9 protein-coding genes are annotated in these 14,194 nt (G+C 44.0%); 3 read left to right on the plus strand and 6 right to left on the minus strand.

Annotated elements, in window-relative coordinates; genetic code table 11:
- The first annotated feature begins 10 nt into the window (after positions 1–10).
- Both G3569_RS10950 and G3569_RS10955 read left to right on the plus strand, forming a co-directional pair.
- Complete coding sequence (locus G3569_RS10950) at positions 11–661, plus strand: gluconate 2-dehydrogenase subunit 3 family protein (protein WP_165269055.1); 651 nt, start codon at positions 11–13, stop codon at positions 659–661.
- A gap of 15 nt (positions 662–676) precedes the next feature.
- The gene (locus G3569_RS10955) at positions 677–1,600 is read left to right on the plus strand and encodes a hydroxypyruvate isomerase family protein (protein ID WP_165269057.1); all 924 of its coding nucleotides are present in this window, start codon (positions 677–679) and stop codon (positions 1,598–1,600) included.
- Between the two features lie 1,239 nt (positions 1,601–2,839).
- On the opposite strand, the gene G3569_RS10960 is transcribed toward G3569_RS10955, so the two are convergent.
- From G3569_RS10960 to G3569_RS10975, 4 genes are all read right to left on the minus strand, one after another.
- Positions 2,840–3,448, minus strand: a complete 609-nt coding sequence (locus G3569_RS10960) for a gluconate 2-dehydrogenase subunit 3 family protein (RefSeq protein ID WP_165269059.1) — start codon at positions 3,446–3,448, stop codon at positions 2,840–2,842.
- 39 nt (positions 3,449–3,487) lie between these two features.
- Positions 3,488–5,200, minus strand: a complete 1,713-nt coding sequence (locus tag G3569_RS10965; RefSeq protein ID WP_165269061.1) for a GMC family oxidoreductase — start codon at positions 5,198–5,200, stop codon at positions 3,488–3,490.
- Positions 5,201–5,253: 53 nt separating this feature from the next.
- On the minus strand, positions 5,254–6,057 hold the full coding sequence (locus tag G3569_RS10970; protein WP_165269063.1) for a 3-keto-disaccharide hydrolase: 804 nt from the start codon (positions 6,055–6,057) through the stop codon (positions 5,254–5,256).
- A gap of 189 nt (positions 6,058–6,246) precedes the next feature.
- Entirely contained in the window at positions 6,247–7,200 is a 954-nt protein-coding gene (locus G3569_RS10975) for a sugar phosphate isomerase/epimerase family protein (protein ID WP_205720151.1), read from the minus strand.
- A gap of 444 nt (positions 7,201–7,644) precedes the next feature.
- On the opposite strand from G3569_RS10975, the gene G3569_RS10980 reads away from it, so the two are divergent.
- Complete coding sequence (locus tag G3569_RS10980; protein WP_165269065.1) at positions 7,645–8,643, plus strand: LacI family DNA-binding transcriptional regulator; 999 nt, start codon at positions 7,645–7,647, stop codon at positions 8,641–8,643.
- A gap of 36 nt (positions 8,644–8,679) precedes the next feature.
- Here the strand turns inward: G3569_RS10980 and G3569_RS10985 are convergent, their stop codons facing one another.
- Entirely contained in the window at positions 8,680–9,471 is a 792-nt protein-coding gene (locus G3569_RS10985; RefSeq protein ID WP_165269067.1) for a carboxylesterase family protein, read from the minus strand.
- Between the two features lie 1,200 nt (positions 9,472–10,671).
- A complete protein-coding gene (locus tag G3569_RS10990; RefSeq protein WP_165269069.1) occupies positions 10,672–14,166 on the minus strand; it encodes a methylmalonyl-CoA mutase family protein in 3,495 nt (1,164 codons plus the stop codon).
- Positions 14,167–14,194 lie beyond the last annotated feature (28 nt).

Consider the following 14,194-nt stretch of genomic DNA (forward strand, 5'->3'; position numbering starts at 1 on the left):
CGTTGACACTATGGACAGACGAGAAGCGCTTAAAAAAATAGGACTTTCATTTGGGATTTTAATTGGAGCCCCGACCGCAGTAAGCGTGTTACAGGGATGCGGTAGAGGCAATACAGGTTTCTCTAACCCACATTTTTTTAACCAGCCTGAAGCCGAGGTTATCACAAAAATCGTGGATATTATCCTTCCTCCTACTAAGGATACGCCCGGAGCTTCCGATGTGGGCGTGCCACAATTTATTGATCAATATTTGGAAGAAGTTGTACCCCTGGATGAACGAGCCAGAACCAAAGAATATCTAAATAACTTCATTGAACAGATTCAGAGAGAAACAGGAAAACAGAAGGTCTCGGAGTTTACCAAATCAGATATTGAACCATTTGTGGCAAAGAGCCTCAATAAAAGCCAAGCGGAAGAGGATGCCATTTATGAACAGATCGATAACTATGTTCAGGCAAAGCAAAACGGTGATGATCCGGAGCTTATTGAAGAAGTTGCTGCCTTTGCGCTGCTCACAAATCTTCGAAGCATGGCTATCTGGAGCTACAAAACCAGTCAAAAAATTGGTGAAAAGGTTTTAGCATATGATCCCGTTCCGGGTCGCCAGCAGGGCTGTGTTAACTTACAAGATGAAACCGGCGGCAAAGCCTGGTCTCTATAATTAAATACTGATATTGTGGATAGAAGAGATTTTATAAAAAATACGCTACTCTCTACTACCTTTGCTACCTTGGGCAGCTTTTCAGTCTTTTCAGATCTTTCAGCCCCAAACTCGTCATCCCAAAGATTTACCCTCAATTATGCTCCTCACTTCGGGATGTTTGAAAAACATGCTGGCAAAGATCCTATTAAACAACTGCAATTTATGGCTGATACAGGTTTCAAGGCCCTCGAAGACAACTCCATGCGCGATCGTTCAATTAAGGAACAAAAGCATATTGCTAAAGAAATGAAAAGACTGAATATGGATATGGGCGTGTTTGTAGCCCACTCTATCGGGTGGGAGGAACCTAACCTCACAACTGATGATAAAGATGCTCACAAGAAGTTTCTGGAGGAAATACGGGCATCTGTGGATGTAGCAAAACGTGTTAATGCAACCTGGATGACTGTGGTACCTGGACGGTTACATCCACGGCTGGAGCTCCCCTACCAAACTGCCAATGTTATTGAGGTGTTGAAAAAGGCAGCTAAAATCCTGGAGCCTCATGGCCTTGTTATGGTCCTGGAGCCACTAAATCCCCTGCGCGACCACCCCGGGCAGTTCCTGACCAAGACTTCCCAGGCCTATGAGATCTGTAAAGCTGTTGGCAGCCCCTCTTGCAAAATTCTCTATGATGTCTATCACCAACAGATTACAGAAGGCAACTTAATACCAAATATCGAATATGCGTGGGATGAAATTGCTTATATACAAGTGGGTGATAATCCCGGCAGAAATGAACCTACTACAGGAGAGATTAACTATAGAAATCTTTTTAAGTTTTTAGCTAAAAAGGGATATGAGGGCATCATCGGGATGGAGCACGGCAATTCAATGGCCGGCAAGAAAGGAGAACAGGCCGTGATTGAAGCTTACCGAGCGTGTGATCCGGGTTAATTTCAGACATCGGAAGTTTTCAAAACTTCCGATGTCTATACGCTTTATAGATTCGTCGGAGGACAACCCCAGCACCCGACGAGAGATAAAAACCGAGATCCCGAAACAAGTTCGGGATGACAAGCAAGTTGTAATATGATTTTTAAACTCGGAGAGCTGAACGTCCCCTTGCCCAGCATTAGGATTGTGAGGGCTTGGGGGGATACTGTCTGAGGCTCTTGCGGAGGAGACTTTTTCCTGTCCCTTCAATGGCGGGCATGGCTTTTAACAAGAACGGGAATCATCCCGATCCGGCGGACAGGGTGACATGGTAGGTGAATAACATAGGGGACTATGTACTATTGTAAAAGATTTACGGTTTACTAACAGGGGGTTTGGGGGAATTGCGGGAACATCTATCGTAAAAGCAATAAGCGCCACAAAGCAGTATATTCCTTTACGGTTATAATAAGTTCAAGATCTACAATTCCCACCAATACTTTTTTGGTTCGTTTTTTGGTAACAAAAAATGAACAGCACACTCCGATCATATTGACCATCATTGCAGTGAGATAAAAACCGAGATCCCGAAACAAGTTCGGGATGACAAGCAAGTTGTAATATGATTTTTAAACTCGGAGAGCTGAACTTCCCATTACCCATCATTAGGATTGTGAGGGCTTGGGGGAATACTGTCTGAGGCTCCGCAGAGAAGACTTTTCCCTGTCCCTCCAATGTAGTGGGCATGGCTTTTANTGACAAGCAAGTTGTAATATGATTTTTAAACTCGGAGAGCTGAACTTCCCATTACCCATCATTAGGATTGTGAGGGCTTGGGGGAATACTGTCTGAGGCTCCGCAGAGAAGACTTTTCCCTGTCCCTCCAATGTAGTGGGCATGGCTTTTAACAAAAGACGTCTGTCATCTGGATCCATCGGCCGGCGAACAGGGTGACATGGCTTTTGCTGAGTAAAGAAGGTTCTCTTTATTGATAAGAGAGTTAAACAGCTTTAAGTGACTAATCGAAATGTGAGTATCGTATGGTCGCACTGAAGTACGGCCTACCTATTTTTCCAGCTTGAGCGTAAATAATCCGTCATCAGTCACCAATCTTACTTCTTTGCCGTTTTGTCACTTAGTTCTCTAACCTATAGCCTTATCCCCACCCATTTAGAAAAACAAAGTATATAAAAAAGAAAAGGTTGCCCTTCCCTATATCAGGGAGAACAACCTTCCAAAATATAATCCGACGAAGAAGAATTAACTCTTCTTATCGGTTAGACCAATATGCTCCAGAGCTTCATGCGAACATCCTTGCCAATCGTTCGGCTGGTTGCCCTGGTAACCGATATCTTCGATCCCCATTTTGCTGGACCAAAAGCCCGAGGCCACTAAGTCTCTGAACTGATTAAAGAAGTTAACCCCCTGCTGCATCTCCGGTTTAGCTTCGTCGGGATAGGCAATTTCATCCAGCATCTCTTTCTTTTGAGAATCTGAACAATCAATAAATTTGGCATTAAACCGCTTTTGGCACTGCACATCCAGCCATTTTAACCCGCCCCGGATTGGCGTCTGGTAATAAGGGCGATCCAGCATCGTAAAATCGATAAACTGGGGCACACCCGCATCTTCGGCATTGCCCGAGCGTTCATCGGCCGGGATAATCATATTACCCAGCTGACGAACCGTCTCGAACTCGTGATCTGTAAAGAATTGAGAATTCCACTTCTCCAGATCCTCTTCAGTTACATGCTTCCAGAATTCATGCTGCTCGGCAGCCTTTTGGGGAGCTGTCTGGCATCCTGTCATCGCAAATCCGGCAGCTAATGTACCAAGTGAAAGTGTTTTTAAAGCTTCTCTTCTATCCATATTATTTTTGCAGTCAATAGTTAAAAAGAACAGGCCCGGTTAAATATTTCTTTTTTTCATTTGATCGGTGATATACTCCGATGCTCTCATCGAGAGGGCCAAAATAGTCCATGTCGGGTTTTTGTGAGGCTGCGATACAAAAGAACCTCCATCTACCACAAACAGATTGTCGACGTCATGAGCCTGGCAATATTTATTGAGTACTGAGCTCTTCGGATCATCTCCCATGCGGGTAGTACCAACTTCATGGATAATCTGTCCCGGCTCGGTGATACCATAGCCATCCTCTTTTCCGGGCATATCACCCAGCGTTTCTCCACCCATTTCGTCAATAATCTCGCGAAATGTTTCCTGCATATGTTTTACCTGCTTATATTCCTGGTCGCTCCACTCATAATTGAATCGAAGTACCGGAATACCCCACTCATCAACCATATTGGGATCAATTTCACAGTAATTATCTTCGTAAGCAATACTTTCGCCACGTCCCGATAAACCAACCACCGAACCGTAATAACGGCGGTAATCTTCTTTAAGACTCTTTCCATAGCCTCCTCTTCCATTGGGCTTATCCTGGAAGATATCATTATAATTTTGGATACCGCCCATAAAACCATAACTGGGCATTCCGCGGCCGCCCCACAGTTCTACGTGATATCCACGTGCAAAGTCCAGTTTACTATTATCTTTCCACCACGGAATGTACAAGTGGCCTCCGCCGACCCCATCTTCATTATGAGTGGGCATATTCATCAATTCCGGGATCAAGCCGGCAACGGAAGTTCCCGTAGAATCCATCAGGTATTTGCCCACGACGCCACTTGAATTTGCAAGTCCGTTAGGAAAATCCTTTGATTTAGAATTAAGCAGCAAACGTGCCGACTCACAGGCACTGGCAGCGAGCACCACAACTCTCGACTTCACTTTATACTCCTTGCCATCCTTTTTATCTACATACGAAACTCCGGTAGCCTTACCATCACTATAGGTAACTTCCCGAACCATCGCATTATTGATGATTTTTAGATTCCCGGTCTTTCGTGCCGGTGGCAATAGCACCGAGGGAGAAGAAAAGTTAGAATGTGTAGCACAACTTCTATTGCACTGCCCACAATAGTGACAGGGAGCACGATCGTTAATAGATTCCGTGATTATTGATAGGCGTGAGGGTATCATGGGGATTCCCATATCATCACAAGCATTTTTTATAAGATGCTCATAACAACGCGGCTCCGGGGGATCCATAAAGATACCGCCCGGCTCATTAGGAATTCCTTCGTTAGTGCCAAAAACTCCAACAAGACGATCTACTTTATCATAATAGGGAGAAATCTCTTCGTAGCTAATAGGCCAGTCATCCCCGCGCCCATCAACACTTTTAGCCCTAAAATCATCCGGACCGAAGCGCAGAGAAATACGCCCCCAGTGGTTGGTACGTCCCCCAAGCATACGACCCCGAAACCAGCTGAAATTGGTACCGTCAGTAGTTGTGTAGGGTTCCCCCTCTATATCCCAACCACCAAAGCAAGCATCAAACTCACCAAAAGGTTGCTTATCTGTTGGGCCACCGCGCCTGGGAGTCTCATAGGGCCAGGTAAACATGGCGAATTCCTCAGAATCAAACCACCCACCTGCTTCAAGAATTAATACATTAAGACCGGCCTTAGTAAGTTCATGGGCGGCCATTCCCCCGCCAGCACCGGAGCCGACGATACAAACATCATACTTTTCTGAACTTTCAATAATCTGCATATGCGAAATACCTGTTTAATGATTTTAGACTATAGGATATTGAGGTTGAACAATCAGTTCGTCATATCTTTAACTTTAATATTTCGGAACCATACATCATTACCGTGATCCTGCAGGCCAATATGTCCTTCTTTGGCAACATCCACGAAACCTTCAAAATCATCGAACTTGCTATTAGCTACCATCTCCTTCCAGTCATCAGTCCACAGGTGATACTCAAGAACCTTTTCCCCATTCTGGAAATGAACAACGGTGCCTTGGTATACCAAAATGCGCACTTCATTCCATTCGCCATGCGGATTAGCATTTTGAGGCTCAGCAGGTATCATATCATATAGTGCTCCGGCTTGGCGATTCCCATTTTCACCTAAGCGGGCATCAGGATGATTTTCATTATCCAGGATCTGCATCTCCGGAGCTGATTTCCAGATTGGCTCGCCGTTTTCTCCACACTGTTCTTCAGCTAAGTAGAAAATGCCACTATTACCACCTTTGGTCACTTTCCATTCCAGCTTTAGCTCAAAATCACTGTATTTTTTCTTACTGATAATATCTCCACCGCCCCCAGCTTCACCGGCACCAGAGCCAATAACTTTAATAGCACCGTTTTCTACCGTCCATCCTTTTTCAGGAAATCCATCTTTACAATATCCACGCCAGTGTTCCCCTGGATTTTCGCCATCGAACAGTAACGTCCAGCCATCATCTTTTTCCGCATCACTTAACGTATTAGGCGGGATATCAGCTTCTACAGTTTCATTCTCTTTATCGTTATCCTTTTTTTCTGATGACTGACATCCTACGATGAGTAAGCCCATCCCAATAATGGCCAGTAATATTACTCTGCTTGTATTCATAATAATTAGTATTTAAAGTTATTAACTGTCTGTTTTTAAAATTCTATTCATTTGAACGGGTGAAGTTGTGTTATCCTGTCAAAACCGTTCTGCCACCAATAAAAAACAATACTCCGAAAGAAATGAAGTTTTAAATCACTTGCAACCTCTGCATTGAAATAACAACATTATCTTTGCAGTCGCAACATGTTAGCCGGCATCCAGTTGCGCCCGGATATCAAGTAGTAGTTTTTTAGTTGCTTTAATACCTTCAAATTCGCTGAGTGCATCCCCTTCGTATTCTATTCCAATGTAACCGTTATACCCTGCCTCGTGGATGATCTGGATCATCTTTTTAAAATCGATCGTTGTTTCCTGTCCCCGCTTATCAAAGGCATAGCTTTTTGCGCTAACTCCTTTTGCAAAAGGCATCATTTCTTTAACTCCCTGGTAGCGGTCATATTCCTCGACACATTCCCCCTCCCACCGGGCTCCGCCTTCTCTTTTGATGCAGAAATTACCAAAGTCTGGCAGGGTACCGCAATTGTCCATTGCCACTTGTCTCATCACTTCACCAAGCCATTGTGCGTCAGAAGAGTAACCTCCGTGGTTTTCGACAATTATATTTATTCCATAATCTTTAGCAAACTCTGCAAGCCGGCCTAACCCATCTACTGCCGCCTGTTTCTGCTCATGAGGGCTACCGTCACCATAAGTATTTACCCGGATAGAATGACATCCCAGGTATTCTGCGGCTTCCACCCATTTATAATGGTTTTCAACGGCCTCTATTCGTTTTTGCTGATCGGTTACTGCTAAGTCTCCTTCACCATCGACCATGATGAGCAGCTGCTCAACTCCCAGATCATCGCATCGGCTATTCATCTCATCCAGATAAGAGGGGTCATTTACTTTATCTGTAAAAAACTGATTCACATACTCTACTGCAGTAATCCCAAACTCATTTTTAGTCGTTTCAGCAAACTCAAGGTGATCAATCTTACCGTCAAAGATATGTCGGTGTAAACTCCATTCTGCCAATGAAATATCAAACAATGACTTAGCACGAGGTTCGGATTGTAAAAGCATTGCTTTTACCAACCCCGGTGTACTTACAGATACAGATGCAAGCCCGGCAATTTTAAGAAAGTTCTTCCTTTCCATTAGCAGTCAACCTTATTTATTAAAAGTAACCCAACAAAATTTTTAAATAACAACCTTTTTTTTCTTGAATTAGTCAAGATATATAAGGCATTTTTAGTTTTTTTCACATTTATGGAAGCGGTTCCAATTTTTAAAAAATGGGATTGTTATTTGTCCCTTGACATCATTTACGATAAAATCATAGTGGATATAAATTGCTCAATTTAGTCTGATAAATATTATAACTTATCGTAATTTCATGGTAGCATATAAACAGACTATCTGGGCATAAATAAAATAGTAGTGCTTAGTACTAATATGTATAATCCTTTTTTTCTCTTTTAAAAAGGACCAAAGGTCCTATTTTTGTAGAACCTTCATTTCCCCAGGCTAATAACCGATGACTAACACAACAAAATGTAAAGTGTTAGAGTAAACTTAATTATTAACGAAAACGACGTAGCAGTGAAAGTTACACTCAAAGATATTGCTGAAGATACCGGCTATTCTATTTCTACTATATCTCGTGCCTTAAATGGTCTTGATAAAACCAGTACCAAAGCTAAACGCGAAATCTTAAAAAGTGCCCGAAAACTCAACTATCCTCTGCACAACAAAATTGATAGTGCAACGGCCACGGGAGATTTAAATGTAATGCTTATTACCGGGGTTGAAATAGGAGAATTTTACGCTTCGTTTTTTAACGGTATCAATAATGCTGCTTCTCGTGAAAAGGTGCGCTTGAGCTTAACAAGCCTGGAAAATGAGATCCCGGACCTGCAGGAAATTGCTAATAATATTGAAGAGCAATCCTACAATGGCCTCATTATCAATACCCCTCGTTTTAGCACGGCCCAATATCGTAAGCTCAAAGAAGCTCTGCCCGATGACTTCCCTGTTATCTCTAACGAGGTGCTTGATAACCAGATTTTTGACACCGTTGGTTTCGATAATTACAGTGCCGGCAATTTAGTTGCCAAACATTTTGAAGATCGGGGCTATACAACATGCGGTATTATTCGGGGCCCTTCTGAAAAGACGGCTGCACGCCTTCGAGGACATGGATTTACGGATTATATTAACGGTGTAGAAGACATGGAAATTTTACTGGAAGCCGAAGGGAACTACTCTTTTGATTCAGGAGTTCAGGCATTCCAGGCTTTCGAGCAGCTAGAAGAAAAACCCAGTGCTATCTTTTCTGCTAATGACAATATGTGCAAAGCTTTTATGAAAGAAGCGATGTTAGAGGGGTACACTTTCCCGGATGATATTGCTATTGTTGGTTTTGATGACCTGCCGATGTGCCGAAATCACCGCCCTACCATTTCATCTGTTCATACAGACTATGAACTGCTGGGGAAAGTATCCATCCAGAAGATGAAAGAGATGCTTGCTAATCCTGAAGATCCTAAGACACTGCTAAGCTTGGTGCCGGTGGAACTTAATGTTCGGGAATCTTCATAATCAAAGATCTTTAATATCAGAAGATAGTAACCAACTTTACTCCTCAGGAGCCAACTCTTTACTAAACATCCACTCATATAAATGAGGATTACGATAAGCCTGTACCCAGGCTCCAACGTGTCCTTCATCAGGGTACTCAGTAAAGCCGGGCGAACCACCTGCAAGCTGAATAGCATCTACCATAGTACGAGAGTACTCCGGTTTTACTGTTTTATCTTTGCTTCCGTGAAAGACCCACAAAGGTATATCCGTTAGTATAAATGCACGGCTCACATCCCCTCCCCCGCATACCGGTGCAGCGGCAGCAAATTTTCGGGGATAGCGCTGGATAATATCAAACGTTCCAAATCCTCCCATTGAGATACCTGTCACATAGAGCCGGTTTTTGTCCACGGTGTACTTCTTCTGTAGCTTTTCAAGTAGCTCAATCGTAAGCCTCATCGGCTCACTAGGATGCTCCAGCATGGGTTGTGTAAAAGTAGTCGTATCACGCAATGCCTTGAGTGAAGACCAATACTCTCCTTTGGGAACCTGTGGAGCCAACACAAAAGCAGGGTACTTCTTACGCATCGTGGGATCTGCAAAATGGGAAACGCCCCATTTTAACTGGCTGTAGTTATCACTGCCTCGTTCCCCTGCTCCATGCAAAAAGAGCACAAGAGGGTAACTTTTGGAACTATCATAATCCGCTGGTTTGAGCAGGCGGTATTGCAGTTCATTACCCAAGCTATCGCTATAGCTATGGGCTTTAAAATCTGTAATCTGGGCTGTTGCAAGCTGGCACATTACCAGCACCAAAAGCGGGGTAATAATTTCTTTTTTTAGCATGATCACCTTTTCTAAAAAGTTCAGAGATAACAATTATTTCATAAAACATAAATATATCAACCTTCTCGATCTACCTTCATTGGAGGCAAATTCTTTTCCTGACACATTAAAAAAGAGTTCCATAATGAGATCTCATGCACTTACCTCCCCCTCTTGAATTCGTAACCACTGGTGGTAAGAGAGATTTAGGGAGATTGATTCTTCGGTCTTACAGTACAAACCAATGGGGATCTGAAATCCCGTCATATCATCCTGAATTCAGTTTAGGATGACAAGGTAAGCGAATAGCATAGAGAGCAAGTGCTGTTATAGAGGATTTACGGTTTCCTTATAGGGGGTTTGGGGGAATTGCGGGAACGTCTATCATAAAAGCAATAAGAGCCACAAAGCAATATATTTCTTTACGGTTATAAAAAGTTCAAAATCTACAATTCCCACAATACTTTTTTGGTTCGTTTTTTGGTAACAAAAAATGAACAGCACACCCCAGTCATATCGACTATCATCGCAGTGAGATAAAAAAAAGATCTCGATCCCCCGACCGATTGACACGATAACATGGCTGCTTTTAATGTGGTTTTTCAATCAGGAATCTGTATTTCAATAAATAGATGAGCAGTATCATCCCCTCCTTCAGATAGCATCCCGTGTTTTTTCAGCAGAAAACTGCCCAAAGGGGGACTTTTCCTTGCTCCTTCAACGGTTGCATATGGGTTGTTTCGGATAGGGGTATTGCTTTATATAATTCGCCAGACGGCAACCCCAGCCGCCCGACGAGGGGTGGGAAATTCTCCAAGATGACGAGGCAGGGTTTTGTTCTGAAACCTGCATAAGCGAAGCTGCCATTGACGACAAACCGTTATTACAGCACATTATTCAGATGTCACTCCGAACATAGTGAGGAGTCCCAAGTTGTATAGCAGCATAGTATCCTTTCAGTAGCTGACTGCTGGTAATCTGAGTTGATACTACTCATCGTCGGGCTCCTCGGAGTGAAGAGGCCGTGGCATACCGCTCTTCTCCGAGGAGGAACTTATAACCATATTTTGAGCAATATATAAGTCTCTTGGAGCTATAACAGACTACCCATAGTACTGCGCGATCGGCTACTATCGGTAGAGAACTTTAATGTAAGATTCCGCTATTTAATACCTATTACAGTCCACCTAGCCGCCTTTATTGCGGCAGTTGACAACTCATTTACATATTGCGTCGATATTGCCCGCCTACTTCGTAAAGCGCCTGAGAAATCTGTCCCAATGAAGCAACTTTCACCGTCTCCATCAGCTCCTCAAACGTATTACCGTTATTTCGGGCAACCTCTTTCAGGCGTTCGATAGCTTCCTCGGCCTCAGGTTCATTACGCTTCCAAAACGCTTCCAGGCTCTCAATCTGCTGCTCTTTCTCCTGTTTGGTAGAACGGATAAGATCAACTTCTTTCTCCTCTTCCTCGCTGTCAACATCCTCATTCTGGAAGGTATTAACCCCAATAATCGGTTTCTCTCCACTATGCTTCTTGGATTCATAATGCAGACTTTCATCCTGTATTTTTCCACGTTGATACATGTTTTCCATAGCACCAAGTACGCCACCTCGTTCTGTGAGACGGTCAAATTCAGACAAGATTGCCTCCTCAACAAGGTCCGTCATCTCTTCGATGAAATACGAACCCTGATTGATATTTTCATTTTTGGCAGTCCCCATCTCTTTGTTGATAATCAGCTGTATCGCCAACGCGCGCCGTACCGACTCTTCGGTAGGCGTAGTAATGGCCTCATCATAAGCATTGGTATGCAAAGAGTTGCAGTTATCATAGATCGCCAACAGTGCCTGCAGGGTGGTTCGGATATCATTAAACTGGATTTCCTGGGCGTGCAATGATCGTCCACTGGTCTGGATATGATACTTAAGCTTTTGGGAGCGCTTGTTTGCCCCATACTTTTCACGCATAGCCACGGCCCAAATACGTCGGGCTACTCGTCCGATAACAGCATACTCCGGATCAAGCCCATTACTGAAAAAGAATGAGAGGTTATGAGCAAACTTGTCGATATCCATCCCTCGCGAGAGATAGTACTCTACATAGGTAAAACCATTAGCCAGCGTAAAAGCAGCTTGCGTAATAGGATTGGCCCCGGCCTCAGCAATATGATAACCTGAAATAGAAACCGAGTAATAGTTTCTTACTTCATGATTCGTAAAATACTGCTGGATATCCCCCATCATCTTAAGCGCAAACTCTGTTGAAAAGATACAGGTGTTTTGGGCCTGATCTTCTTTCAGGATATCGGCCTGTACGGTACCGCGTACCACGGAAAGTGTCTTCTCTTTAATCTCTTCATAGACGTCATCGTCAACCAGTTTATCGCCTGTTATACCTAACAGTCCCAATCCAAACTCATCATTAGTATCGGGCAGCTCACCGTTATATTGTGGCTCTTCTACATCTCGCTCATCAAAATAAGCTTTAATCTTCTTTTGAGCTTCTTCCCACTTACCATTCTCTTTGAGGTATCGCTCAATCTCCTGGTCAATAGCCGTATTCATAAACATCGCCAATATCATAGGCGCAGGACCGTTGATCGTCATCGATACCGATGTTTTTCGGGAAGTAAGCTCAAACCCCGAATACAGCTTCTTCATATCATCCAGCGTACAAATGCTGACTCCCGAATTCCCGACTTTCCCATAAATATCGGGACGATGATCCGGGTCCTCGCCATAGAGCGTCACCGAATCAAAAGCAGTAGACAATCGGGCCGCCGGCATACCTTCGCTGAGATAGTGGAACCGTTTATTTGTACGCTCGGGCGTCCCCTCTCCGGCAAACATACGAGTGGGATCTTCGCCTTCGCGTTTAAACTCAAAGACTCCTGCCGTAAATGGATAGTAGCCCGGCAGATTTTCTTTGAGTGCAAACTTCAGTTGTTCTCCTTTGTGATCAGTCTTTGGCAGGGCTACCCGCGGTATTTCAAGTCCGCTGAGCGATTCTCTAAACATCTTATTTTTGAATGTACGGTCGCGAACCTGTACCTCTACATAATCTTGTCGGTACTCTTCATAGAGCTTGTCCCAGCCTTCCAGGATCTTCTTACAGCGCAAATCCAGCTTACTCAACCAGTGCTCACGCATTGTCTCGAGGCGATCCTCGAAATCATTGGTTCCATCGGGATCCCAACGTTCGAGTTGTCCGAGCGTACCCTCCACTTCATCCAGTTTGCTGGCAATTTCGGACTGATTTTCTGCCCAGCTGTGATAGTCACGGATACTTTCGGAAATCTCTGATAAATATCGCTGCCGTTTACCGGGGATAATCGCTTGCGCCTGAATGTCTTCAGCAGGTTCAGGATTATTGTAGAGCTCGGTTTCCCAGTTCAGACTATAATGTGCATTAACCTTGTTTACTAGTGCCTTAAAAAGTCGATTTACGCCCTCATCATTAAATTGAGCCGCAATTGTTGGATATACCGGCATATCATCGGCATCCATATTCCAAGCACCGCGATTACGCTTGATCTGCTTACGAACATCGCGAAGGGCATCCAGTGATCCTTTCTTTTCAAATTTATTAAGTACAACCAGTTCGGCCAGATCAAGCATATTAATCTTCTCGAGTTGGGTAGCCGCACCGTACTCACTGGTCATTACATACATGGGGATATCAGAAATATTCACTATCTCTGTATCGCTCTGTCCAATACCGCTTGTTTCTACAATAACCAGATCAAAACCGGCGGTTTTGCACACTTCTATCGCTCCTTTTACCGAGAGGCTTGTTGCACGGTTGCTGGCCCGGGTCGCCAAACTGCGCATAAATACCCGGTCGGGCTCAATACTGTTCATGCGGATACGATCACCCAGCAAGGCACCGCCCGTACGCACCTTAGACGGATCAATAGAGATAACAGCCAAATTAATATCTTCAAACTCTGTTAAGAATCGTCGCACCAGCTCATCCGTCAGAGAACTTTTCCCGGCCCCACCGGTCCCTGTGATTCCGATTAATGGAATGGGGTGACCATTTTTCTGATCAGGGATGGGATTACCTTTGCCATCAAATAGTTTGTCATCTTCGAATTTTATAATCTCTTCATGGTCATTTTCCAAGGCAGAAATGCATCGCGCCAACGTTTTGGTATCACGGTCAGCAATTTTCTGAACATTCACCGGCTCCACTTCAGCGGTATCGTAATCACATTTTTCGAGCATGAAGTTAATCATCCCCTGCAGTCCCATCTCACTACCGTCTTCGACCGAAAAGATGCGGCAAACTCCGGCATCGTGCAGCTCCTCAATCTCATCTCCCACAATAACACCGCCGCCACCGCCAAATACGTGGATATGCCCGGCACCTCGTTCTTCCAACAGATCAACCATATATTTAAAATACTCCATATGGCCGCCCTGGTACGAACTGATGGCAATACCCTGCACATCTTCTTGTATAGCACAGTCAACAATTTCTTGCACCGAGCGGTTATGTCCCAAGTGAATGACTTCGGCACCGCTGCTCTGTAAAATACGACGCATAATATTTATGCTGGCGTCGTGGCCGTCAAACAAACTGGCAGCTGTTACAAAGCGTATCTTATGATCTGCATCATACACTTTCGGGCGTTCATCTGCAGTAGCAGAGGATTCCGCGGGAACAGCTGATTTATTCGTCTGTGAGGATGTTGCTGTATCTTTGGACATAGCAAAAGTTTCTTTAGAAGTGTCGGTT

The organism is Fodinibius halophilus, from assembly GCF_011059105.1.
Taxonomy (GTDB): domain Bacteria; phylum Bacteroidota; class Rhodothermia; order Balneolales; family Balneolaceae; genus Fodinibius; species Fodinibius halophilus.